This window comes from Rhodanobacter sp. Root179 (assembly GCF_001428465.1).
Taxonomy (GTDB): Bacteria; Pseudomonadota; Gammaproteobacteria; order Xanthomonadales; family Rhodanobacteraceae; genus Rhodanobacter.
In genome coordinates, this window is the sequence record NZ_LMHR01000079.1 from 72026 (window position 1) to 96209 (window position 24184).

At 65.1% G+C, this 24184-nt stretch carries 28 protein-coding genes; 20 read left to right on the top strand and 8 right to left on the bottom strand.

What is annotated here, in order from left to right:
* Nucleotides 1–85 precede the first annotated feature (85 nt).
* From ASD82_RS10440 to ASD82_RS10470, 9 genes are all read left to right on the top strand, one after another.
* Nucleotides 86–976 carry a hypothetical protein gene (locus ASD82_RS10440; RefSeq protein WP_056717761.1) on the top strand — a complete coding sequence of 297 codons (891 nt, stop codon included), beginning with the start codon at nt 86–88 and terminating at the stop codon, nt 974–976.
* A gap of 34 nt (nt 977–1010) precedes the next feature.
* Nucleotides 1011–1388, top strand: a complete 378-nt coding sequence (locus tag ASD82_RS10445; RefSeq protein WP_056717762.1) for a hypothetical protein — start codon at nt 1011–1013, stop codon at nt 1386–1388.
* Between the two features lie 223 nt (nt 1389–1611).
* Nucleotides 1612–2646: a proline iminopeptidase-family hydrolase gene (locus tag ASD82_RS10450; RefSeq protein ID WP_082585305.1), complete on the top strand. Its 1035-nt coding sequence runs from the start codon at nt 1612–1614 to the stop codon at nt 2644–2646.
* Between the two features lie 749 nt (nt 2647–3395).
* A complete protein-coding gene (locus ASD82_RS17745) occupies nt 3396–3803 on the top strand; it encodes a hypothetical protein (protein ID WP_157599241.1) in 408 nt (135 codons plus the stop codon).
* An 11-nt stretch (nt 3804–3814) separates the two neighbouring features.
* Nucleotides 3815–4174 (top strand): hypothetical protein, encoded by a 360-nt coding sequence (locus tag ASD82_RS17750; protein ID WP_157599242.1) that lies wholly within the window; start codon nt 3815–3817, stop codon nt 4172–4174.
* Between the two features lie 998 nt (nt 4175–5172).
* On the top strand, nt 5173–5538 hold the full coding sequence (locus ASD82_RS10455) for a hypothetical protein (protein ID WP_056767624.1): 366 nt from the start codon (nt 5173–5175) through the stop codon (nt 5536–5538).
* Nucleotides 5539–5893: 355 nt separating this feature from the next.
* On the top strand, nt 5894–6232 hold the full coding sequence (locus tag ASD82_RS10460) for a hypothetical protein (protein WP_157599034.1): 339 nt from the start codon (nt 5894–5896) through the stop codon (nt 6230–6232).
* 144 nt (nt 6233–6376) lie between these two features.
* Nucleotides 6377–6844, top strand: coding sequence for a hypothetical protein (locus ASD82_RS10465; protein ID WP_235577845.1), 468 nt, complete (start codon nt 6377–6379; stop codon nt 6842–6844).
* 51 nt (nt 6845–6895) lie between these two features.
* Entirely contained in the window at nt 6896–7315 is a 420-nt protein-coding gene (locus ASD82_RS10470) for a hypothetical protein (RefSeq protein WP_056717766.1), read from the top strand.
* Nucleotides 7316–7546: 231 nt separating this feature from the next.
* Here the strand turns inward: ASD82_RS10470 and ASD82_RS17755 are convergent, their stop codons facing one another.
* The 3 genes from ASD82_RS17755 to ASD82_RS10485 are packed head-to-tail and all read right to left on the bottom strand — an operon-like array spanning nt 7547 to nt 8627.
* On the bottom strand, nt 7547–7867 hold the full coding sequence (locus tag ASD82_RS17755) for a hypothetical protein (RefSeq protein ID WP_162253823.1): 321 nt from the start codon (nt 7865–7867) through the stop codon (nt 7547–7549).
* 56 nt (nt 7868–7923) lie between these two features.
* Entirely contained in the window at nt 7924–8283 is a 360-nt protein-coding gene (locus tag ASD82_RS10480) for an antibiotic biosynthesis monooxygenase (protein ID WP_056717768.1), read from the bottom strand.
* The gene (locus ASD82_RS10485) at nt 8283–8627 is read right to left on the bottom strand and encodes an NIPSNAP family protein (protein ID WP_056717805.1); all 345 of its coding nucleotides are present in this window, start codon (nt 8625–8627) and stop codon (nt 8283–8285) included. Before ASD82_RS10485 ends, ASD82_RS10480 begins: the two co-directional genes overlap by 1 nt.
* A 123-nt stretch (nt 8628–8750) precedes the next feature.
* Between ASD82_RS10485 and ASD82_RS10490 the strand changes: the two genes are divergently transcribed.
* From ASD82_RS10490 to ASD82_RS10520, 7 genes are all read left to right on the top strand, one after another.
* The gene (locus ASD82_RS10490) at nt 8751–9482 is read left to right on the top strand and encodes a winged helix-turn-helix domain-containing protein (protein ID WP_056717769.1); all 732 of its coding nucleotides are present in this window, start codon (nt 8751–8753) and stop codon (nt 9480–9482) included.
* 74 nt (nt 9483–9556) lie between these two features.
* Nucleotides 9557–10189 (top strand): DUF6058 family natural product biosynthesis protein, encoded by a 633-nt coding sequence (locus ASD82_RS10495; RefSeq protein WP_056717770.1) that lies wholly within the window; start codon nt 9557–9559, stop codon nt 10187–10189.
* A gap of 323 nt (nt 10190–10512) precedes the next feature.
* Nucleotides 10513–11535: an MBL fold metallo-hydrolase gene (locus ASD82_RS10500; protein ID WP_056717771.1), complete on the top strand. Its 1023-nt coding sequence runs from the start codon at nt 10513–10515 to the stop codon at nt 11533–11535.
* Between the two features lie 66 nt (nt 11536–11601).
* Nucleotides 11602–11988 carry a YciI family protein gene (locus ASD82_RS10505; protein WP_056717772.1) on the top strand — a complete coding sequence of 129 codons (387 nt, stop codon included), beginning with the start codon at nt 11602–11604 and terminating at the stop codon, nt 11986–11988.
* 129 nt (nt 11989–12117) lie between these two features.
* Nucleotides 12118–12885, top strand: coding sequence for a hypothetical protein (locus ASD82_RS10510; RefSeq protein ID WP_056717773.1), 768 nt, complete (start codon nt 12118–12120; stop codon nt 12883–12885).
* 119 nt (nt 12886–13004) lie between these two features.
* Nucleotides 13005–13253: a hypothetical protein gene (locus ASD82_RS10515; RefSeq protein ID WP_056717774.1), complete on the top strand. Its 249-nt coding sequence runs from the start codon at nt 13005–13007 to the stop codon at nt 13251–13253.
* Nucleotides 13254–13322: 69 nt separating this feature from the next.
* Nucleotides 13323–14189 carry a TraB/GumN family protein gene (locus ASD82_RS10520; protein WP_056717775.1) on the top strand — a complete coding sequence of 289 codons (867 nt, stop codon included), beginning with the start codon at nt 13323–13325 and terminating at the stop codon, nt 14187–14189.
* On the opposite strand, the gene ASD82_RS10525 is transcribed toward ASD82_RS10520, so the two are convergent.
* Both ASD82_RS10525 and ASD82_RS10530 read right to left on the bottom strand, forming a co-directional pair.
* Nucleotides 14190–15176: an aldo/keto reductase gene (locus ASD82_RS10525; RefSeq protein WP_056717776.1), complete on the bottom strand. Its 987-nt coding sequence runs from the start codon at nt 15174–15176 to the stop codon at nt 14190–14192.
* 42 nt (nt 15177–15218) lie between these two features.
* Nucleotides 15219–16091 carry a hypothetical protein gene (locus ASD82_RS10530; protein WP_056717777.1) on the bottom strand — a complete coding sequence of 291 codons (873 nt, stop codon included), beginning with the start codon at nt 16089–16091 and terminating at the stop codon, nt 15219–15221.
* A gap of 94 nt (nt 16092–16185) precedes the next feature.
* Between ASD82_RS10530 and ASD82_RS10535 the strand changes: the two genes are divergently transcribed.
* The 3 genes from ASD82_RS10535 (at nt 16186) to ASD82_RS10545 (ending at nt 19557) form a co-directional block, all read left to right on the top strand.
* Complete coding sequence (locus tag ASD82_RS10535; protein WP_056717778.1) at nt 16186–16665, top strand: Lrp/AsnC family transcriptional regulator; 480 nt, start codon at nt 16186–16188, stop codon at nt 16663–16665.
* An 81-nt stretch (nt 16666–16746) separates the two neighbouring features.
* On the top strand, nt 16747–18984 hold the full coding sequence (gene parC, locus ASD82_RS10540; RefSeq protein WP_056717779.1) for a DNA topoisomerase IV subunit A: 2238 nt from the start codon (nt 16747–16749) through the stop codon (nt 18982–18984).
* Between the two features lie 135 nt (nt 18985–19119).
* Nucleotides 19120–19557 carry a hypothetical protein gene (locus tag ASD82_RS10545; RefSeq protein WP_056717780.1) on the top strand — a complete coding sequence of 146 codons (438 nt, stop codon included), beginning with the start codon at nt 19120–19122 and terminating at the stop codon, nt 19555–19557.
* Nucleotides 19558–19593: 36 nt separating this feature from the next.
* Here ASD82_RS10545 and ASD82_RS10550 read toward each other — a convergent pair whose 3' ends face one another.
* The 3 genes from ASD82_RS10550 to ASD82_RS10560 are packed head-to-tail and all read right to left on the bottom strand — an operon-like array spanning nt 19594 to nt 21946.
* Entirely contained in the window at nt 19594–20940 is a 1347-nt protein-coding gene (locus ASD82_RS10550) for a HAMP domain-containing sensor histidine kinase (RefSeq protein ID WP_235580688.1), read from the bottom strand.
* The gene (locus tag ASD82_RS10555; protein WP_056717781.1) at nt 20937–21599 is read right to left on the bottom strand and encodes a response regulator transcription factor; all 663 of its coding nucleotides are present in this window, start codon (nt 21597–21599) and stop codon (nt 20937–20939) included. The genes ASD82_RS10550 and ASD82_RS10555 overlap by 4 nt, the downstream gene beginning before the upstream one ends.
* Nucleotides 21599–21946: a PepSY domain-containing protein gene (locus tag ASD82_RS10560; RefSeq protein WP_056717782.1), complete on the bottom strand. Its 348-nt coding sequence runs from the start codon at nt 21944–21946 to the stop codon at nt 21599–21601. The genes ASD82_RS10555 and ASD82_RS10560 overlap by 1 nt, the downstream gene beginning before the upstream one ends.
* A 108-nt stretch (nt 21947–22054) precedes the next feature.
* Here ASD82_RS10560 and ASD82_RS10565 point away from each other — a divergent pair, with 108 nt between their 5' ends.
* Nucleotides 22055–24109, top strand: a complete 2055-nt coding sequence (locus ASD82_RS10565) for a TonB-dependent receptor (protein ID WP_056717783.1) — start codon at nt 22055–22057, stop codon at nt 24107–24109.
* Nucleotides 24110–24184 lie beyond the last annotated feature (75 nt).

A 24184-nucleotide genomic window follows, 5' to 3' on the forward strand; every position in this document is an offset into this window, starting at 1 on the left:
TCGTCAGCCCGTCCTCAAGATTCGCTCCGGCCGATCGTCGTCAATGCAGACAGCGATTCCCGCCGACGTTCATCCGGAGCGAACCATGTCCAGCCGCCACCCATTTCCTCCATCCCGCGCACGTCGATCGTCGGCGGCGCTGTGCCTGCTGGCCCTCTTCGCCACCTTCGGCGCCAGCGCCGCCGACGTCGACCGCAAGGTCCCCGACGGCACACTGACCTACCGCATCGTGCTGAGCGGCCACGCCGAGACGAACGGCCCCGGCGCAGCCCATGGCCAGGTGAAGATCTCGCGCCAGTTCGAGGCCACCGTGCGCATGCATGGCAGCGTCACCAATGACCCGAATGCAATGGCCGGCGGCGCGCAGATGATGTCGCTGCAGAAAGCCGCCGAAGCCTGCGGCGAAGACCAGGCCTGCCTGATGCGCGCCATCAGCGCGATGTCGCCCGACCAGCGGCAGGCCTTGAACCGCGAAGCGCAAGACACGATTGCAGCCATCGGCGGCGACACCGCCTGGACCCATCGCTTCCAGACGCCTTGCCAGGGAAGCGCCAGCGTCGACGACAGTTCGGCACATACCGGTCGTGCCAGCGGCGAAGGCATCTCCGTCATGGTCAGCGGCCACGCCACGCGTATCGGCAAGCGCAAGATCGACTGCAGCGGCGAGGACGGCAACTTCACCCTGATCACCCACGACGGCGGGAAGACCTACGACGTGCAGATGCCTTCCGTCGAGGTCGAAGTGACCATCAACGAATTCGATCCCCACATTCCGCCCTACCAGCGGCAGGTGACCATTCCGGAGATTCACCTCAAGGATCTCGTGACGGCCCGGCTCGATGGCCCCCAGGGCGGCCACAAGATCTTCCCGAAGCTGCAGACCGTGAGCGGCCCGGTCAACTACATCAGCCTGCCCACCGTGCCGCTGAAGGCGGAAGTGAGCTGGACCTTCAATCCCGACGGCCAGCGACGCTGACCCGGCCACTCCATTCACCACCAGGAATCCGCCCATGCGCCGACTGACCAGCAGCATCGCCTTTCTCCTCATCGGCATCGGCAGTGCCCAGGCAGCGCCCGGCAGCTGCGCCACGCGGGCCGCCACCATGCTCGACGCGCTCGGCCGCAACGACTACGCCGCCGCCAAGGCCGAGATGGGCCTGTCACTGCAGGACGCGCAGCAACAGAAGATGCTGATCTCGATGTGGGAAGCGCTGATCCGCAACAACTGGGGCCCGTACCGCTCGCATGGCGAAGCCACCACCCTCGTCGACGACGGCACCGTCACCCGGATCAGGCTGCCGCTGCAGTTCGACCACGGCGACACCAACGCGACGATCAGCTGCCACGCGAAGAATGGCGGCGCGATCGATGAACTGGTCCTGCTGTAGCTCACCTCCGACAGCGGTCGGCTCGGAGCCGGTGAAGCAAAACACTTCCAGCGGGAGCACGCGCCCGTTGCACGGTTGCACCTGCCAAAAGGACATGACCGTGATCAAGGCCAAATATCTGGACGGCTGAACACGCCGGAGGACTTCCTCGGGCATCGGCCCCACGGTTGCCCCCGCGTCGGTGGCGTCGCATAGTGCGACCAGCCACCCAGGGGAAACAACGATGAAACGCTGCATCACCGTCCTGATGTCCGGGCTGCTGCTCGTCATGGCCGCCGCCGTCAATGCCGGCACGCCCGCCACCACACCGGACTCCGCCTACTTCGACAACAGCGGTCGCGACGACGTGCTTGCCGGCGGCGTGAAGATGATCCCGATCACCACGCCCAGGGGCACGTTCCACGTCTGGACCAAGCGCATGGGCAACAACCCGAAGCTGAAAGTCCTGCTGCTGCACGGCGGCCCCGGCGCCACCCACGAATACTTCGAGGCCTTTGACAGCTATTTCCCGGGCGCCGGCATCGAGTATTACTACTACGACCAGCTCGGCTCGGCCTACAGCGACCAGCCCAAGGATATTTCGCTGTGGACCATCGACCGCTACGTCGACGAAGTCGAACAGGTACGCCAGGCGTTGCACCTGGACAAGGACAACTTCTGCCTGCTCGGGCAGTCTTGGGGCGGCATCCTGGCCATGGAGTACGCACTGAAATACCAGCAGCACCTGAAGTGCCTGGTGATCTCCAACATGGTCGACTCCATCCCGCAGTACAACGAATACGCGAACAACGTATTGATGCCGGCGATGGACCAGAAAAAGCTCGCCGTAGTGAAAAAGCTCGAAACCGAACACCACACCAGCGACCCGCGCTACATGGCCATCCTCGGCCCGATGCACTACGAGCAGCACGTGTTGCGCATGCCACAGGCGCAATGGCCCGAACCCGTCACCCGTTCGTTCGGCCACATCAACGAGCAGATCTACACCCTGATGCAGGGCCCCAGCGAACTGGGCGCCAGCGGCCGCCTGCTGAACTGGGACCGCAGCAAGGACCTGCACCGCATCACCGTCCCCACCCTGGTGATCGGCGCGCAATACGACACGATGGATCCGAAATACATGGCCAGCATGGCCAAGAAACTCCCGCACGGCCAGTTTCTGCTATGCCCGAAGGGAAGCCACATGGCGATGTACGACGACCAGCAGGTCTACTTCGACGGACTGATCGGGTTTCTGAGGAAGATGGAAGCCGAGTGACGCAAGGAATGCTCCAGACACTGCTGGATTAGGCTACCAGAGAGAAGATCAGGACCTTGATTCACAAGGCAACCGATGAAGATGAGACACCGAAGACACGAAATAGGCTGCAGGAATACACTGCATCTTGAGATCTACTTTGCGTTAGGCCTCATGCGAAACACCATCGCTCTTGCGGTATTGACCCTAGTGGTATTGACCCTAGCGGGCGCAGCCTCGGCTCGAGAGGTTCAATCCTGCGATCTAAGCATTGGCGGTGTGGTGTCAGGCGACACGGAAGCCAATGTCCTCGCCATTCTAGGTGAGCCTTCTCAGCGAATCGATACAGGTGAGGGTACCGACTTCCGGTACCCCGACCTTGTGGTGACAGTGGGCTGGCTTGAGCAAAAGGCAAACGGGGTGCAACGGCGTGTCGTGGCGCTTCGCGGCACCGGCCCAAAGGCCTGCACGCCGCGCGGTCTCTGCCCAGGCATGGCGGTATCAGAGGTGAGTCGCCTGTATGGCCCCTCCGATCCTGTCCAGAGAAGCTATGGCACCTTCATCGAGTATCAGCCGCTGAATGTTGGCTGTTGGCTGCAGGTGGCCCCACAAGCCGGTGTAATTCAGTCCCTCGCCGTGGCATGCCAGCCATGAGGCCTAACAGTGCGTTCAAGCCAAAATTACATCGTCACGCCGTCAACATGGCAGGTAAAGCTTGCCATGTCGCCGGCTACGCGCTGCAATTCGGCTTAACTTGAGCGTTAGCCCCCATGCGTCCAATTGCATGTCTAGCTGCGATCTGTCTGCTCCTGTCTGGTTGCACGGGCTTCTTGCGTAGCCCCGCTCCCGAAACCACTGAGCTGGCGGCCTCGCTTTCATACGTCGCAGGCGATCTGCCTCTTGAGCCTGGCTCCGGCATTGTTTCTGTTGGTAGCTATTACTTTCCCCATGGCTATTCCAGGGTTGTTCACCTGGCTCCCGGCAAACGCGAAGTCGGCTTTTATTGTCCAGGCTTCATCTACGTCGACGGTCCGCCGACCATCTCGTATAACTTCGTTGGTGGTCAGAGCTACGAACTCTATTGCCAAAAGGGTCAGGCGCATATCCGCATAAAGCAGGCTGCGGGCGGGCCTGACCCGTCGTCCGGGCGGACGCGCGACAAGCCGCGCGCCGCATAACGTTAGCGCTCATGAACATTCTCACCAGAATTCGTGGCGCGTCTTCAAGCCGGGGCCACGGCTGGTGGCAATCATTTACGGTAGCCGTCAACGACGAGGGGTTCACCGTTACCGAGGCGCTGCGACGCGAGCGCTCCGCGAACTACTCGGCAACTTGGTCAGGTATTTCTGCGGTTTGCTTCCAGGATGGGGGCCTGGGTAGCGACGTCTTCCGCATCTACACATCAAGTGCTTCCAACCCCATACTTGTTCCCGTTGAGGCAGTTGGCGGCAATTTGTTCTGGTTGCAACTCACGGAGCGAGGGCTGTTTCCCGAGTTCATTTCCGCACAAGCGGTTCCTTCTCGTTCCAAGAGCAGCACGCTTTGGTAGCCGTTCGCTGCAGAGCGCTAACCACTTGTTCAAGGCGGACGGCTACGCCGCCGCTCAACTTTGGCGTCGGGCATGATAAAGACATCATCTTGGCTATGGATAACGGCATTGCTTGCTTTGCAGGCTGCGCCATCGCGTGTGCTTGCTTGCTCATATCCGAAACCGAAGCCTTTCAGTGAGCTCATTCAACGTGCGTCGTCGATTTTCATCTTCAGACTCGAGTCAAGCGAACTGAAGCACGAGAAATTCCCTGGTGGCGGCTACTCGGAGTGGATGCAGGGCCACATACGCGTAGCTCAAACCCTGAAGGGGAATGCCTCATTGTTTCGTTCAGTGACTTTCTCCACCAGCTGGTGTGGAGGCGTGCGACTCGATGTAGGCCACTACTTTCTCGTTGTCACAAGTGCTCGGGGCCCTACGCTTGAGCTCCGGCCCTCGGATCTCTCAATCATCGACGTAACGATGTCATATGACGAGTCACACCCGTCACGAAGCGTGACGAACGGCCTTCTAAAGCCCATATCTGACTACCTCGACGGCAAACCTCTGCCCGTTCCATTTCCACCTGAGGATGTAGCCTTGCTTACGTCTCCACTTCCACCGCCACCGGCTCCCCCACAGGCACGTGAGCATCCGTAGCTCATGCCTGACATCTCGTTCGAGACGGACGACCACGCCGTCGCTCGATTCCAGCATCAGGATCCCGCTGGCATTTGCCGGCGTGACGGGATTGGTAGATGTATCGCTACAGCGATCCTGTCAGCATTTGCTGCCAGGTACAGGTTCAATCCCTGCCGTCGGCGCCCTGCCTGGCATAGCCCTTCAGAACTTGCGGCACTCAATCCGTTCCATGACCGCCATATGGGCGGGTCACAATCCCAGCCTGGCAAGCCTCCGGCACTTCGCTCGAACCGGTATCGCCAAGTTGACCACTCGTTCAAGGCGGACGGTTCGCCGCAGCTTGACTCCAGCGTTGGCCAAGCATGCATACGTCATCCGTGATCTTTAAGCTTCTTGGCACTGTTCACGGGCTCGCCGGTGTGGTGCTGTTGGTTTTCGCGCTGGGCAAGGACTTCCAAAAGTTCTGCTTCTACAACGGGCAAGATGCCTTCACGGGCTCTCTTCGCAAAAATCTCGCGCTCTTGGGTAGCTTGCTCCTGATTGCTTGCGGCCTTCTTGCCTTCTTCAAGCCAACGTTCGCCATCTTCGCTGCCGGGCTCTCTTTCCTTGTTTACCTACTGCCATCGCTTACCCACCTCATGGCTGGGCGTCCTTTTGGCAAGTTCTGCAAGGAGTGCGCGATGTCTTTCGGCGTTCGCGCCCTGGCCTTCATGGCGCTTGCCTCGGCCGGGCTTCATGGCTAGCAGCTCGTTCGAGGCGGGCGGCCCTCCCGGGCCGCAGCTAACTTAAGCGTTGGACCTCATGGAAAAGATCTCGACAATCTTGGAGTCGAACAAGGCCGACAGCATCGAAGTTTGGCCATTCGAGTATTGCTCAGGTCCTGACCAAGGTATCTTGGAAGACCGCATCAAGCGATTACGATGGCATTTACTCGGTATCACATAGGAATTTGGTTCCAGCGTTACCTTGCTGAGAGCTAACGGGCAAGGAGCAAACCACACCAAGGCAAGCTACGCTGGCCGTGATGCCCAACAACTCGTTCACGCAGATGACTGTGCCGCCACTCAACTCAAGCCTCAGCTTCTACGGAGTACTTTGATGCGTCGCATCACATCCTTGCTTGCGCTGCTGCTCCCCATTTCTGTCCTATGCGCTTCGGAATCGCCCGCTGACCCGGCTGCACTTAGAGTCCACCTCATGGAGACAACAAAGGTCATCGGAGTCATGGGAGTCGAGGGTTCATCAACCGACTTTAAAGACGATGGAGATCCCGATACCTTGGAGATCGTCCTTCTCTCCAAGAAGTCCGATGGCCCAAGTCGCGTATCGCCAGACGGCGAAGTCGTCTTTCTCTACAAGGCCTCCGATGAGGAGCAGTCCGAACTGATCGGCAAAGCATTCGACTTGCGCGTAGCGCGCCGGCTGGGTGGAAACTAACGACACGTTCAAACCAACATCGCTCCGTTACGCGGCAGCTTGCTGTCCTTCGCCACAGCAATTTTTCGCGCGCAAGCCTCAGCTTTCAGAGCTGGCAGTTCAGGAAGCCGGTTGTTCAAGCAATCAAAGGGGGAATCAAGGAGGATGGAAGTAATTGATTTTCGCCTGTTGAAAATGTTTGGTCGCGCGGTAGATGACAGGCCCTTCCAGCACGGCCACACGCCAAACCGCTCGCCCTCGAGCGCTTCGCGTTTCCCCACCAGTTCACTCTTGACCCAAACCACCATGAAATACGAAGAATTGCAGGAATCCGCCCTCAAGCTCAACGCGCTCTACGAGCAACTCGAAACCAAGTTGTATGGGCGCGCCTGGAGCACGGAGGAGCTGGCGCTGGGGTTCATGGGCGACGTGGGTGATCTGGCGAAGCTGATCCAGGCGAACGCGGGCATCCGCAATATCGATGACTACAAGTCCAAGCTGGGACATGAGCTGTCGGACTGCCTGTGGTCGATCATCGTGCTTGCGGACAAGTGCGGCATCGATCTGCAGGCGGAGTTCACCAGCAACGTCGAGGGGCTGATGGCCCATGTGTTCAGGGAGATCGCCGCATGAGCATCCGTCCGGGCCGCGGCGTCGCGGCGCCTGGTTCACCCGAGGGGCCGCATGAAGATCCTTCTCCGCATCGCATTCGTTGCCGCCAGCCTTGGTGCCGCTTCGGTGGCGCCTTGCAGTGAGCTGCCGGGCAAGTGGATGCTGTCCATCGAGAATCCCGGGCATCACGCTGTGGCGACGGTTGCCGTGGAGTTCACCGATGAAGTCGCCCCCTCCTGTATGGGCGGCGAATGGAAGGTCGTGAAGGTGGTTTCGGCGACAACCCGTGACAAGACCTTCTTCCCGGTGTCGGACCCGCTGTCGTATCGGATCGAGAACGGGCAGCTGACCATCGGCCGCAACGAAGTATGCGATGCCTACCTCTGGCTGCAGGGTTCGCTCGTCGGTGCCTCGGTGCAGGGCAACTATTTCAGTCTCGGGCTCGGGGGAAGCTCTCCGCTCGGCTACTTCACGTTGCGCCAGGCCAGGTGACCCTCGTCAGGATGTCGAGGTTCCGAACCCGGACGGGACGTTCGCAAGCCCGGCGTCAAGGCTCCAAACCCCGACAGGGGCGTTCGCCGGCTCGACGTCGAAGTTCCGAACCCCGGCGGAGACGTTCGCAACCCCGGCATCGAGGTTCCGGACCTCGGCGGGGACGTTCGCAACCCCGACGTCGAGGTTCTGAACCTCGACAGGGACGTTCGCAACCCCGACGCCAAGTTTTCAAACCCCGACGGGGACGTTCGCAAGCCCGGCCTCCGGCATGGAGAAAGCCCCCGCACGGAAATCCCGCGTCCAACCGGTCGTTCGAGGCCACAATGAAACGCCGGCGCCATGCCGATCCAGCGAGAACGAAGCATGAGCAACTCCAACTCGTTGTCCGAATATCTCGTCCTCTCCTGCGGTCGGTGGAATCGCGACGTCTCGCGCGAGGACATTCACAAAAAAGGTGTCCGAGACAATGACTACCAGTGCGACCGACTGAACGATCACCGATACGTTCAAATTGTCGCCGTTCAAATTGCCCTTGGCACCGTTCTTCATGACCACGTGTTGAGCCTGGCGCTTGGCGCCTGAGCCGTCCCGCCAGCGACTTCCGTTCAACGGGCGTGCGGGGCTTCCGCCAGTGACGGCGCGTCGTCCGGCGCGCCACCTCTGTCCACCAAGCCGTAGTCGCGCACAACGTGTGCGACGCGGATTCTGTAGTCGGCGAAGATGGACTGCCTGCCCTCTCTCTGCGCAGCGCGATGAACACCCAGATTCCGCCACTGGCGCACCGCCTCTTCATCGCGCCAGAACGATAGCGAAAGAATCTTGCCGGGATGCGCAAGACTCTCGAACCGCTCGATGGAGAGAAACCCATCCACCTTTTGAAGATGCCGCGCCAGGTTCGCGGCCGCATCCAGATAGGCTTGCCGACGATCCAGATGGGGCTGCACTTCAAAAATCACCGCGATCATCAGCGCAAGCTCCCTTGCCAAGGGGCGATGCCCAGTGTGCCGTCCACCACCTCCACGAAGCTGCGCTCTTCCTTCAGGATGAAGCGTTGCTGTTGGGCCATGGCGAAGTTTGCACGTCCGTCCTCGTCCGATTTCAGGCGGGCGCGATAGGCCTCGTACGCGGCGAGGCTTTCAAACGCAATCAATCCCCACGCAATATGGTTTGCCCCTTCGTGGGGCAGGAAGTAGCCGATGAGGTGACCGCCACAGCGTGGAATGATGCGACCCCAGTTCTCGGCATACTTGGCGAAGGCTTCTCTTTGGAACGGGTCGATCTCGTAGCGAATCACGCAGGTGATGGTCATGCCCGGGTCTCCCATATTTGAATGTCGCGAACCGTAGCGGAGTTTCTGATCATCCTGATTCGACCGGGATCGAAGCATGGCTGGTGGCGTTTCTGATCAACTTGATTCGACGGGGAGCGAAGCATGGCTGAAGGACCGAACATCACGCGGATTGCGGCGCTCATGGGTGACAACGCCCGGGCCGAGGTGCTGTCAGCCCTCATGAGTGGCTGCGCGTACACCGCGACCGAACTGGCGGACATGGCAGGAGTCACCCGGCAGACCATCAGCTTTCATTTGGGGAAGCTGATGGAGGCTGACCTGGTTGCGGTTGATCAACAGGGCCGTCACCGGTACTTCCGTCTTGCGGGCGGTGAAGTGGCTCATCTGCTTGAGTCGCTGATGGGGCTTGCCGCCAGATCGGCGCCATCACGCCTGCGGTTCGGGCCGCGGGAGCCTGCGCTGCGCAAAGCCCGCGTCTGCTACGACCACCTTGCCGGAGAGCTGGGGGTGCTGGTGTACGAAGAGATGCTGCGGCACGGTCTGCTGCGGCGTGCCGATGGCGGCTTGATGCTCATGGAGCAAGGACGCCGGTGGTTCGAGGGCATCGGGATTGACCCGCAGAAGGTTGCCGCACGAAAGCGAACGTTTTGCCGGGAGTGTCTGGACTGGAGCGAACGTCGCCACCATCTGGCGGGCGCGCTTGGCGCCGCCCTGCTCCACCGGATTCAGGAGATGGGCTGGGCGCAGCGCGAGAAGGAGTCGCGCGCCATCGTATTCACATCGGACGGGGAAAAATCTCTGCGCGCCCTGTTTCATCTTGCGGCCACGAAAAACCCGATACGGGTGGCGCAAACAGGTGACAAAACAAGATGACGGACCATGGCATCCTGCGTGACGGCTGCGACGCAGCCGCGCCGCATGCCAGAGCGTCGAGATTTGGAGAGACCATGTCGTTGCATGACTATCTGCAAAAGCACTTCGTGGACAAACCCACCTTCGCCTCATTGACGGGCATTTCGCCAGAACGCCTTGACCGGCTTCTCGCCGATGAAGCGATACCGCACGCCACGTACATCTGCGATGGAAACTCGGTTCGTTCCGCGGCATTTGGCGTGACCGATATCCGCGAGCCCCTGACCGGCGAGTACTTCCGCCCCGAATGCGTGCGCTGGGCCAAAATTGCCGCTCAAGCAGCTCCAGGATCGGAACGCGCCACTGTTCTTGCGGAGCTGACCGGCGAACTCCACAGGGCGCTGCAGAATCACATCGAAGACTCGGCAGCCATAGATGCGGAGATTCAACGCTATCTGCCCCACTTCTGGAATGGCACGTTCGGCCTGTGTGTCGCCGACCCATCCTCTGGAGTTGGCATCGTGAACAAGGAAATGCTTCAGGAGAAGCTGACGGCACTCACCGCCAACGGCAGCGACGCCTGCCCTGCCGACATCTCCCCGAAGGATCTGCTCCAACTCATCGACGACTACGCTGATTCCGCCATGCCCTTCTCGCCTGCCGAGTATGAACGCAGCAGCAGAAAGCGACTTGTTGACGACTTGCGACCCACCGTGGCCAAGGCCTGACGATTCCGCAAGAGCAACTGCCCGATCATATTTCTTGAGCGGCATCTTTCCGCGCTTCGCGCATGAGGTTGCAAGAAAATCGGGCAAGTCGCTGGCGCGCGCATTTCGGACGTCCATACGGGCCGGCGCCGGTTCCGCCGGCAGATTCATCTGCAACAGCCGCGAATTCACACCGAAGCGTCGCAGCGCACCCTGCCGATCTCCCTTGTTCACGCCGCGGTATTGACGCAAGATCGACCGTGGTTTTCCGCAACCTCGTCAGGCGACACCGAAAAATCGCCGCGCCGCAACCAGGCCGGCATCGCGCACGGGAGAGCTCCGAAATGATCAAGCCCATGTTCGTCGCGGCGTGGTTCGCGTGTTGCGCGCTGCTGGTGATCGCGCCCGAACGCGCCGTTGCGTCGGCCGTGGGCGTCCAGCCCCAGAAGCCGGCGGTCCGTGACACGGATGGCGCGCCCGCCCGGCACGTTCCGCCCGCGCCGGACACCATCACGGTCGTGCTGCTCGGCACCGGCGTGGGACCGCCGGTGAACTTGCAGCAGTATGGGCCGAGCACGCTGGTCGAGGCGGGCGGGCAGCGCCTCCTTTTCGATTGTGGCCGGGGGGCCACGTTCCGACTCAAGCAGGCGGGGGTTCCGCTGGGATCGATCAGCCGGGTATTCCTGACGCACCTCCATTCCGACCACATCATCCAGCTTCCCGATCTTCTGCTGGCCGGCTGGGTGGCCGGACGGCACGCGGTTCCGCTTGAGGTCTGGGGGCCGGCGGGCACGCGCGCGATGATGGACCACCTGCAGCAGGCGTTCGCGTTCGACATCCACATGCGTCGGGACGTCGACGAGCACTTCCCGGCCGCGGGCATCAGGGTGGTGAGCCACGAGGTGCACGAGGGCGTCGTCTTCGACGAACACGGTGTGACGGTGACCGCGTTCCTCGTCGATCACGGCCCGGTGCGGCCGGCGTTTGGCTATCGCATCGACTACCACGGCCACTCGGTCGTGTTGTCCGGCGACACGCGCGTGTCGGAGAACCTGATCCGCCACGCACGGGGCGTCGATGTGCTCATCCACGAGGTCATCGATCCGGAGGCGCTTCGCGCGCGGCCGGATCGCCCCAGCGCCAAGGTGATCGCCGCGGTCATCGCGCACCACACCACACCGGAGCAGGCGGGCGAGGTGTTCACCCGCGTCCACCCCCGGCTTGCCGTTTACTCGCACGCGCCCGACCACGAGCGCGTGCTGATCCAGACGCGCAAGACGTACGCGGGGCCACTGCAAGGCCCGGAGGACCTGCTGACCATCGTGATCGGTGACCAGATCACGGTGCGCCACCCGCCGCGACTTTGACACCACGAACCTGCCTCCTGAGGCGAGAACGAAGCCGGCACCATGCCACTTCAACGGAAGCAAACCATGAGCGAGCCAGCCGCACTCTTCGAATACCTCGTCCTCTCCCGCGGCCAGTGGGACAAGGATGCCTCGCATGAAGACATCCAGGCGGCGATCGACCGCTTCTACGCGTGGCACGACCGGCTGGTCGGCGAAGGCCGGATGCGCGCCGGGCAGCGGCTGGCGCGGGAAGGCAAGGTGGTGTCGCGGCAAGGGGCGCTGGACGGTCCGTTTGCCGAGGCCAAGGAGGTGGTCGGCGGCTACTGGCTGATCCTGGCCGGCAGTCTCGACGAGGCGGCGGCCATTGCCGCGGAGAATCCGTGCCTGGACTATGGCTTGATGTTCGAAATCCGGCCGATCGACCCGGTGCGCGCCAGCGCCTTCGCGCTGACCAACGAGACGCCCACGTAGCGAGCCACGCACACCCGCATCGTGGCCCTGCCCGGTGTCGACCTGACGCTTCTTTCCTGCAGGAACGGAGTATGTTGTCGCGGGCAGCAGCGTTGACATCTTCGACATGTCTCACGCAGGGGAACCACGATGAACACGACAGCTATCGCGGGCAACGGCGTACGGGCCGAAGGCCGGCACTTCTATGTGTGGATGGCCGGCGCCTTCATCCTGGTCGCCTTTGGCGGCTTCGTGCCGACCTTCTGGGCACCGGTGGTGGCCGGCACCTTCCATGCGCCGCCGGTCATCCACATCCACGGCATCCTGATGTTCGTCTGGGTCTGCTTCTACTTCGTGCAGACGACCCTGGTCGCCACCGGACGCACGCTCGATCATCGCTCGTGGGGACTGGCCGGCATCGCACTGTTCAGCGTGATCGCCTGCGCCATCCTGGTCGGCGAGATGGCTGTGATCAAACGCGACGAAGCCGCCGGCATGGGCGATGCGGCGCGCCGGTTTGCCGCGGTCACGCTGTGTGCGTGGCCGCTGATGATCGGCCTGTTTGCCACCGCCATCGCCAACACCCGGCGGCCGCAGGTGCACAAGCGCGTGATGACGCTGCTGATGGCCGCGATGATGACGCCGGCGATTGCGCGCGTGTTCCTGACTCTTCTGGCGCCGGCCGGTGCCGCGGCAGGTGGACCGCCGCCACCGTTCGTATCGATACCGCCGAGCCTGGTGGCGGACCTCTTCATCGTGGTCGCCATGGTGCATGACTGGCGCACCCGCGGGCGGCCGCATCCGGTGTATGTCTACGGCGGCGCGATCCTGCTGGCGCAGCAGGTGCTCACGGTCCTGTTTGCGTCGACGGCGACGTGGATGGCCATTGCCAGGGCATTCGAGAGTCTCGCCGGATAACTCCCGCTGCGCCGATGCGGCATGCCCCCGAACGGATACATCGGCAAGGCCGGGAGTGCTCCCGCGACGAATCCGGAGGAAGATGCCGGATATCGCACGCAGGTCCGCCAGGGCACGCCATGACCATCGAACACAAATACTGGTTTCCCGCCAAACGGTTCGGCTGGGGCTGGGGCCTTCCGGTCCGCTGGCAAGGCTGGGCCTGCCTGGCCGTCTACGTGGCCGGGATTACGCTGGTGCTGCATTTCTTCGGGCCGGGCCGGGAGCCCGGCCTGCGCATGGCCGGCCTGGGCCTGCTGACGCTGGCGCTGTTCGTCATGTTCTGGCTCAAGGGCGAGCGACCCGGGTGGCGTTGGGGCAAGAAATAAGAACGTGGCGAGCGGACGAACACCGGCAGCCCGATTGAACCCGTCCGCACTTGCCGCGACACTGGCCCGATGAAACGTTTGCTCGTCCGCTGCGCCATCGCCCTGCTCCTGCTGCCCGCGCCCGCGATCGCCGATCCGGCCCTGTGGGTGGTGAAGGATGCCGACACCACGATCTACCTGTTCGGCACCGTGCACCTGATGCCGAAGGATGCCGACTGGCGCTACCCGGCGCTGGAACGCGCGCTGGCCGACAGCCAGACGCTGTATATCGAGCTGACCGACGACAACCCGGCCAATATCGCCGGGCTGGTGCTGCGACTGGGCATGGATACCGCGCACCCGCTGACCAGCCAGCTCGATGAGTCCGAAGCGAAGCGCCTGCGCATCCTCGCCGACAGGACGGGCGTGCCCGGCGGCATGCGTACCCTGAACATCATGCGGCCATGGCTGGCCGCGCTGACGCTGTCATTGATGCCGCTGAAGAACGCGGGGCTGGACCCGGAACAGGGCGTGGACAAGCAGCTCAAGGCGCAGATGCTCGCCGCCCACAAGCCGGTGATCGGCCTGGAAACCGCGGAGCAGCAGATCCACCTGCTGGCGGACATGCCGCGCGCGGTGGAACTGGGCCTGCTGCGTTCGAGCATGCGCGACGCCGACCAGGGCACGGCGAAGCTGCAGCAGATGATCGCGGCATGGAAGGCCGGCGATCCGGACACGATCGATCGCGTCGGCACCGCCGAGATGCGCGCGAAGGAACCGAAGCTGTATCAGTCGATGCTGGTCCAGCGCAACGAAGCGTGGGCGACGAAGATCGCCACCCTGCTGCAGCAACCCGGCACTATCTTCATCGCCGTCGGCGCCGCCCACCTGGCCGGGCCGGACAGCGTGCAGGTACAGCTGCGGCAGATGAACCTGCCTACCGAACAGCTGCACTGATCAGTCGATGCCGGCAACGACATGCGGCAGGTACGGCGCTTCGAGCGCCGCCAGCTCCGCCTCCGGCAGTCCGACCGCCAGCGCCGCCACCGCCTCTTCCAGGTGATGCGGTTTGGTCGCGCCGACGATCGGTGCGGTGACCACCGGCTGGTGCAACAGCCACGCCAGCGCCACCTGGGGCCGCGGCACGCCGAGCCGCTCCGCCACTTCGCCGACGCGATCCACCACCGCCTTGTCCGCCGCCTTGCTCGCGGCGTACACGCCATCGCCCCAGGGATCGGAACCGCCGCGCACCGTGCTGGGCTTCTCTTCCCACGGCCGCGCCAGGCGGCCGCGCGCCAGCGGGCTCCACGGCACCACGCCGATGCCCTGGTCCGCGCACAACGCCAGCATCTCGCGCTCCTCCTCGCGGTAGAGCAGGTTGTAGTGCGGCTGCATCGAGACGAAGCGGGTCCAGCCATGCAGGTCGGCGGTGTACAGCGCCTTGGCGAACTGCCAGGCCATCATCGACGAGGCGCCGATGTAACGCGCCTTGCCCGACTTCACCACGTCATGCAGCGCCTCCAGCGTTTCCTCGATCGGCGTGGCATGGTCCCAGCGATGGATCTGGTAGAGGTCGACGTAGTCGGTGCCGAGCCGTCGCAGGCTGGCGTCGATCTCGGTCATGATCGACTTGCGCGACAGGCCGCCGCCGTTGGCATCCTCGCGCATCGGGTAGAACACCTTGGTCGCGATCACGACCTCCTCGCGCCGCGCGAAATCGCGCAAGGCACGCCCCAGCACCAGCTCGCTGCCACCGCCGGAGTACATGTTCGCGGTGTCGAAATAGTTGATGCCCAGTTCGAGCGCGCGGCGGATGAACGGCCGGCTGTGCTCCTCGTCCAGCGTCCATGGCCTCGCCCTGGTGGGCGCTTCCGAATAGCTCATGCAGCCCAGGCAGATGCGCGAGACCTTGAGGCCGGTCTTGCCGAGTCGTACGTAGTCCATGGGGATGACCTCTCTCTCTCGTTGCGTGAAATCGGCCCGGCCCTATCGCCGCGCCTCGCGATGGATGGCGATGCCGGCGGCGACCAGTGCGATGCCGATCGTCTCCGCCCGGCCAGGCAACTGGTGCAGCACGACGGCGCCGACCAGGCACGCCGTGGCGGGCAGCAAGGCCAGCAGCATGGCGAACGTGGCCCGCGGCAACCGCGCCATCGCCAGTTGGTCGCACACGTACGGAATGACCGATGATGTCACGCCCACGCCAATGCCTGCGGCGAGCAGCGGCAGGCTGAGCAGCGCCGGCGCGGCCGGGCGAATGCCGATCAGGCTCACCACCGCCAGCGCCACCAGCATCGCGGCCGCCAGGCCGTCGATGGCGTTGCCACCGCCGTCGTTCGCCACCCGATCGCCGAGCACGATGTACAGCGTGAACAACGCGCAGTTGGCGAACGCGAACGCGAAGCCGAGCGGCGCGCCGGCCAGGCGCAAGTGAGTCAGGAACCACACGCCGGCAATCACCAGGGCCAACGCCACGGTATTGCGCTGCGTGCGCAGGCCGACCAGCGCCAGCGCGATCGGACCGAGGAATTCGATCGCGCCGACCGTCGCCAACGGCAGTCGATCGATCGCCAGATAGAAGCAGGCATTCATGCCGCCGAGCACCACGCCCAGCCCCACGATGTTCCATCGCGCCGCGGCATCCATCTGCCGGAAGCGGCGCCACGGCCGCCGCCACGCGGCAAAGATCAACGCCGCGCTGGCGATCCGCAACCAGGCGACGCCGAGCGGCTCGACCCGGGCGAACAACAGCACGGCGAAGGCCGGGCCGAGGTAGTGGAAGATCGCACTGGCCACGAAATACAGCTGTGGCGGCGGCGCGAACCGCGGCATCGGAGAGGTGGAAGGCTGCTCGTTCATGGCTTCCCATTTTCCAGGGAATCGGCGCATGATCCATCCACAATCCAAGGATGTGCCCGTCAATTTTTCAAGTATTGCAGCAAAAGTGAACGATATGCCTCAGATTTCCAGCCTCGTCTCCGACCCCCGCAACATCGAATTGCTGAAGGCGCTGCAGGAAGACCCGCGCCAGCCGGTCAGCAAGCTCGCCAGTCGCATCGGCATGTCCGCCCCGGCAGTGAAGGAGCGACTCACCCGACTGGAGGAAACCGGGGTGATCCGCGGCTACCGCATCGAGCTGGAGCCCAAGGCGCTGGGCTGGCCGATCACCGCGTACGTGCGCGTGCGCCCGATACCCGGGCAGCTGTCGAAGATCGCCGAACTCGCGCAGAAGATGCCGCAGGTCGTCGAATGCCATCGCGTCACCGGCGAGGACTGCTTCATCATCAAGGTGTACCTGGACGCGCTGGAAAATCTCGATCTGATCCTCGACCGCTTCCTGCGCTACGGCCAGACCACCACCTCGATCGTGCAGTCCACCCCGGTGCCGCTGCGCGCGCCGCCGCTGCCGGGCAATGGCGGCAGCAATCCGTAGACGCGCTACAAGAGGTTGCCACTTTCTGGCACCATCGACCGGTTATCCGCGCCGCGTGCGCCACTTTCCAAGATGTAACCCATGAACCTGCAAGCCAATTACGAACAGATCCCGCTCAAGGAATACGCCGAGCGGGCCTATCTCGATTACTCGATGTACGTGGTGCTGGACCGCGCCCTGCCCTTCGTGGGCGACGGCCTTAAGCCCGTGCAGCGGCGCATCATCTACGCGATGAGCGAGCTGGGCCTGAGCGCCACCGCCAAGCCGAAGAAATCCGCCCGCACCATCGGCGACGTGATCGGCAAGTTCCATCCGCACGGCGACAGCTCCAGCTACGAAGCGATGGTGCTGATGGCGCAGCCGTTCTCGTACCGCTACCCGCTGGTCGATGGCCAGGGCAACTTCGGCTCGCCGGACGACCCGAAAAGCTTCGCGGCGATGCGCTACACCGAATCCAAACTCAGCCCGATCGCCGAGGCCTTGCTGGGCGAACTGGGCCACGGCACGGTCGACTGGGTGCCGAACTTCGACGGCACCCTGGAAGAGCCGGGCTGGCTGCCGGCGCGCGTGCCGCACGTGCTGCTGAACGGCTCGATGGGCATCGCGGTGGGCATGGCCACCGACATCCCGCCGCACAACCTGCGCGAGCTGGTCACCGCCTGCATCCGCCTGCTGGACGAGCCGGACGCCACCGTCGCCCAGCTGTGCGAACACGTGCTGGGCCCGGACTACCCGACCGAGGCCGAGATCATCACCCCACGCGCGGACCTGCTGTCGATCTACCAGACTGGCGGCGGCTCGGTGCGCGCCCGCGCGGTGTACCAGCGCGAGGAAGGCAACATCGTGATCACCGCGCTGCCGCACCAGGTCAGCCCGTCGAAGATCCTCGAACAGATCGCCGCGCAGATGCGCGCGAAGAAGCTGCCGATGATCGAGGACCTGCGCGACGAGTCCGATCACGAAAATCCGATCCGCCTGGTGATCGTGCCGCGCTCGAATCGCGTCGACGCCGACGAGACGATGCAGCACCTGTTCGCCACCACGGACATGGAAAAGAGCTTCCGCGTCAACCTCAACATGATCGGCCTGGATGGCCGCCCGCAGGTGAAGGATCTCAAGCGTATCCTCACCGAGTGGCTGAGCTTCCGCACCAGCACGGTCACCCGCCGGCTGGAGCACCGCCTGGCCAAGGTCGACCGCCGCCTGCACCTGCTCGAAGGCCTGCACACCGCCTACCTCAACCTCGATGAAGTGATCCGCATCGTGCGCACGGAGGACGAGCCCAAGCCCGTGCTGATGGCGCGCTTCCGGCTCAGCGAGGAGCAGACCGACTACATCCTCGAAACCCGCCTGCGCCAGCTGGCCCGCCTCGAGGAAATGAAGATCAACGCCGAGCGCGACCAGCTCGAAGAGGAGCGCGCCCGCATCAACGTGCTGCTGAAATCGCCGGCCAAATTGAAGGGCCTGATCAAGGACGAGCTGCGCGCCGATGCCGAAAAGTTCGGCGACGCGCGTCGTTCGCCGCTGGTCGAACGCGAAGTGGCCCAGGCGCTGGACGAAAGCGCGCTGGTGGCCAGCGAACCGGTCACCGTGGTGCTGTCGCAGAAGGGCTGGGCCCGCGCGGCGAAGGGCCACGACATCGACGCCGAGGCGCTGAACTACCGCGAAGGCGACGGCCTGCTCGCGGCGGTGAAGGCGCGCACCACGCAGCAGGTCGCCTTCATCGACTCCACCGGCCGCGCCTACTCCACGCCCGCGCACACGCTGCCCTCGGCGCGCGGCAACGGCGAGCCGCTCACCGGCCGCTTCAGCCCCGCCGGCGGCGCCAGTTTCGACGCGGTGATCGCCGGCGACAACGACACCCGGCTGATCCTCGCCACCGACTTCGGCTACGGCTTCGTCAACCGCTTCGAAGCGCTCACCGGCCGCAACAAGGCCGGCAAGCAGATCATCTCGCTCAGCGACGGCGCGAAAGTGCTGGCGCCGCAGGTCAGCGCCGATCCGGCGCGCGACCGCATCGTGGTGGTCACCAGCGAAGGCCATCTGCTGATGTTCTCGGTGGCCGAACTGCCGGAACTGGACAAGGGCAAGGGCAACAAGCTGATCGAGATCCCGAAGAAGCAGCTGGCCGAAGGCGAACGCGTGGCCGGCGTGGCCGTGGTCGCCGAAGGCAAGGGCGAAGTCACCATGTACGCGGGTGCGCGCAAGCTCACCCTGAAATGGGCCGACCTGGTCGAATACGGCGGCAACCGCGCCACCCGGGGCAACCTGCTGCCGCGCGGTTTGCGCCGCGTCGAACGGATCGAAACCACCGGTTGAGCACGGCATGACGCAGGGCGGGCAGTGCCCGCCCTGCGGAGCGAGTCCAGGAACTTGTCGCCGCACCACCGTTCCAACAGGGATGTGCACGCCGACGCGGCCCCGCGCGTTGAACACGTGACCACCGGAGTAAGCATGACCATGCAACGCATCCTCGCTGCCCTGTTCGCCGCCCTGCTGACCACCACCGCCTGGGCGCAGACGCCGGCCAGGCCGCTGAACCTCAAGCTGGCGCCCGCCGACATTCCCGCAACCAGCAGCACCGTCGCCAGGCCGGCCTCCGCCACCAGCGCGCCCGGCGTCTACTACGGCGACACCAGCGGACGCATGGGCAACACCGAAGTCACCAGCGCCAGCGACACCGATTCCGATTGCGACGATTACAGCTACAACCGGCCGCAAGTGCACGGCAGCGTCGGCATGGGCGTGGTCGGCGGCAACCACGTCAGCGGCAATTACCAGACCGGCACGGTGAACCTCAGCAAGGCCTTCGGCAGCTGCGACCATCCCAGCGGCGGCGTCAGCATCTCGGTCGGCGGGGGCACCGGCAACTTCCACGGGCGCGGGCATTGATGCGTTGAGGGGCGGCGCCGCGATCGCGCAGCCGCCTCACTCCACCCCCGGCCCCCAGCAGAAATCCACCTTCAACCCGCCCAGCGCCGATCGCGACATCGCGATCGTGCCGCCGGTCGCCTCGGCCAGTTCGCGGGCGATCGCCAGGCCCAGGCCACTGCCCTCGTTCGCCTCGTCCAGCCGCCCGCCGCGCGCCAGCGCATCGCGCGCGTGTTCGGCGGCGATGCCGGGACCGTCGTCCTCGATGCTCACGCGCGCCCATTCCGGTCCGGCCGCCGCGCTGACGCGCACCTGGCGGCGGGCGTAACGCACCGCGTTTTCCAGCACCGCGCCGAGGATCTCGGACAAGTCATCGGGCTGGATCGCCAAACGCAGGCTGGCGGGGATGTCCAGGGTGAAGGCCAGCTCACCGCCGCGATCGGTCTGCTCCAGCACGGTAAGCAGGCGCTCGACCGTGTCGCGCACGGCGGCATCGCCACCGGGCTGGCGACGGATCACCGCGATGCGCGCCCGCGCCAGCTCGGCCTCGACCGCCCGGCGCATCGCGGCGATCGCGCGATCCAGTCCTTCGGCGGCCTGCTCCGCGCCCGCCTCGCGCGCGCGCCGGCTCTGCGCCGCCATCGCCGACAGCGGCGTCTTCAGCCCGTGCGCCAGGTCGGCCGCGCGCTGGCGCGCCACCACCAGATCGTGTTCGCGCGCGTCGGCCAGCGCGTTGATCGAGTCCAGCAGCGGCTGCACCTCGCGCAGGTGGGATTCGGGCAGGCGCGCGCTGGCACTGTCGCGCAAGGCGGCCAATGCATGTCGCACGCGGCCCAGCGGCCGCAGGCCCAGCTGCACCTGCAGCCACGCGGCGGCGGACAGCACCAGCCACAACAGGCCGAGAAAGATCGCCAGTTCGCGCCCGAACTCGGCGCGCGCGGACAGCAGCGGCGCACTGTCCTGGGCCAGCTGGATCAGCACCGGGGCAGCGTGGTCGGCCAGCTCGATGCGCCGTTCGAGCAGCGCCACCGGCTGTCCGTAGGGGCCATCGACGCGTTGCATGCGCCAGTTCGCGGTGGTCGGAACCGGGCGACGCAGGTCCGCGTCCCACAGCGAGCGCGAGCGCAGCGTGCCGCCCGCCGCGGTGATCTCCCAGTAATAGCCGCCGGCCGGCGTCTCCAGCCGCGAATCCACCGGCGGCCGCTCGATCCGTGGCGCGCCATCGCGCTCGATCAACAGTCCCGCGACCAGGCGCAGGCCGTCGCGTGTCATCTCCGCCTGCAGCCGACGTTCCAGGTGGCGCTCGAACAGCAGCGTCATGAACAGCCAGGCCACCGCCAGCGCCAGCAGGATCGCCGCCATCGCACCGGCCAACAGGCGCCAGTGCAGCGAGCGGGTGATCACGCGCTGGTCTCCAGCAGATAACCGAAGCCGCGGCGGGTGGCGATGAGGTCGGCGCCGAACTTGCGCCGCAGCCGCGCCACGATCGCCTCGATCGCATTGGTGTCGCCGTCCTCGGCTGCGCCGTACAGATGCTCGGCCAGTTCGCCGGCGGACACCGCGCGGCCGTCCTGGTGCGAGAGGTAATCCAGCAGGCGGAATTCCAGCGGCGACAGCCGCGCCGGCGCACCGTCGAAGGTGGCGCTCATCCGCGTGGTGTCCAGCCGCAGCCGGCCGATCACGATGACGCTGGAAAGCCTGCCCGCCCCGCGCCGCACCAGCGCGCGCACCCGCGCGATCAGCTCGCCCATCTCGAACGGCTTGGCCATGTAGTCGTCGGCGCCGGCCTCGATGCCCTCGACCTTCTCGGTCCAGTCGCCGCGGGCGGACACCACGATCACCGGGAACGCGCGGCCCGCCGCGCGCCAGCGCCGCAGCACCGACAGGCCATCCAGTTGCGGCAGGCCCAGATCCAGGACCGCCGCGTCGTAATCCTCCACGTCGCCCCGATACCACGCGCTCTCGCCATCGCCGGCGCGGTCGACGGTGAAGCCGGCCGCCTCGAGTGCACGCGCCAGGTCGGTCTGGATGTCGGGATCGTCCTCGACGACGAGACAGCGCATCAGTCGTCCTCGATCTCGCGGACCGTGCCGTTGCCCGCGTTCAACTTCACCTCGCGCACGCGGCCGTCGGCGGTGAGCACCTTCACCTCGTATTCCCAGCCGTGCTTGCCGTTGTCCAGCTCCACCTCGATCACGTCGCCCGCCACCTGCTGCTGCACGATGACCAGGATGCGGCTGAGCGGCAGGATCTCGCCCCGCTGCAACAGCGCGCGGGCCTCGATGTGATCGTCGTGGTCATGGTGATCGGCCATCGCGCGCGGCGACACGACCAGCGCCGACACCGCGAACAGCGCGATGGCCAGCGAGAAGGGAAGCGCGAGGCGGCGGTAGGTGCGGAGATTTTTCATGGGCCGATCCTGCGACAACCGCGCTGACAACAAGCTGACATCGGGCGTGGCGCGGATGTCAGCGACGCCGGCACAGACTGCGGGAAACTCCTGCGGATTGAAGTCTCCATGTCCATCGCTTCGCGTGCAAGCTGGTTCGTCCTGGCCGCCATCGCCGGGCTGTCGATCGCCGCCCGCGCCCAGGCGCAGCAATCGCCGGCCACGCGCGGCGGCGACGTCAGCGTCTATTCGCCCGCCGACTTCGCCGACAACGCGCCGGCCAACGCGTGGGACATGCTCTCGCGCCTGCCCGGCTTCGTCACCGTGGATGCCGACGAGGACGTGCGCGGCTACGCCGGCGCCCGCGGCAACGTGCTGATCGACGGCGCACGCCCCACCAGCAAGCATGAGGACGCCAAGACCCTGCTCAAGCGCATCCCGGCCAGCGCGGTGGCGCGCATCGAACTGATCCGCGGCGGCGTGCCCGGCATCGACATGGCCGGCTACGCCCTGCTCGCCAACGTGGTGCGCCGGCACGAAGCCACCAGCCAGTCCGCCATCGAGGCCGGCATGATGGCCGCCACCGACGGCTGGCTCGCCCCAAAGGGCCAGTGGGAATACGGCCACCGCTGGGACGGCCACGCGCTAGAGCTGGCCGCGAAGCTCGATCCCGAACTGGACGACGACAGCGGCCGCGGCCACATCGATACCTTCTCGCCGGACGGCACGCAGCAGCAGCGCGAGCGGCTGGACACCCGCACCATCAAGAACAAGGCCGAAGCCAGCGCCAGCTGGCGCCAGCCACTGGCCGGCGGCCAACTCACCCTCACCGCCGCCGCCCGCGGCGAACGCGCGCGCACCGACACCCGCATCGACGCGCTTGCGCCTGACGAGGGCAGCGAGCGCGTGCACGAAAACGAGGACACCGACGAAGCCGAAGCCGGCGCCCGCTACGTGCGCGAGTTCGGCGAACGCACGCGGCTGGAACTGATGGCCACCCGCCACCAGGCCTGGCTGGATGATCGCGAGCGCTCGCACGAAGACGACGAAGATGAAACCTTCGACGAGCACACCCGCACCGGCGAAAGCATCGGCCGCATCGACCTCACCCACGCCTGGTCCGATGCGCTCAGCTTCAACGGCTCGTTCGAAGGCGCGCGCAACACCTTGCGCAGCAGCACCCACCTGCAGCAGGACGGCATCGACATCGCCCTGCCCGGCTCCGACGTGCAGATCGAGGAACGCCGCAGCGAAGCCGCCGCCGGCGCCACCTGGAAACCCGCGCCCGGCTGGATGCTCGACGCCGACCTGCGGCTGGAGCAATCCACCATCGCACAAACCGGCGACTCGCCGCGCCAGCGCCACTTCAGCTACCCCAAGCCGCGCCTGTCCGTGCAATGGGACGTGGACGCCAACGATCAGCTGCGCCTGGCGCTGTCGCGCGAAGTCGGCCAGCTCGACTTCGAGGACTTCGTCGCCTCTGCCTCGCTGGAAACCGACCGCATCAGCGCCGGCAACGCCGAACTCAAACCCGACCGCACCTGGCGCAGCGCCCTCACCTGGGAACACCAGCTCTGGCGCGACGCCGCCTTCACCGCGAGCTGGACCCACGAGCGCATCAGCGACGTGGTCGACCGCGTACTGGTGATCACCGACGACGACATCTTCGATGCCCCCGGCAACATCGGCGACGGCCGTCGCGACACCCTCGCGCTGGACGTCTCGCTGCCGCTCGACGGCATCGGCTTCCACGGCGGCCGCCTCACCTCATCCATGCAATGGCGCCGCAGCCGCGTCACCGACCCCACCACCGGCCGCCCCCGCCCCATCTCCGAAGAAAAGCCCGTCGAAGGCAGCATCGAACTCACCCAGGACCTCCCCACCACGCGCACCCACTGGGGCATCCAGATCGAACACATCGCCGAACGCAAAACCGAATACCGCTACGACGAGATCAAGCGCAAATCCGAGGGCATGGGCTGGACCGTGTTCATCGAACGCGAACTGGGCACGCACTGGCGCGTGCGCGCCGAGGCGACCGATCTGTTCGGGCGGGGGTTCAAGGAAACGCGGGAGAAGTACGACGGGCCTCGTTCGAACGTGCCGCTGGGGGAGATTGAGCGGCGCCGCCGGCGGTCGCCGGGGTTTGTGAGTTTGACGTTTCGGCGGAGTGTGGGGGGTTAGGGGCACGCGATTCCGGGGGCCTGTTTTCAACCCACTGGGAAGTGCACTCGCCCATCCTTCTCGTTGACCGAGTGA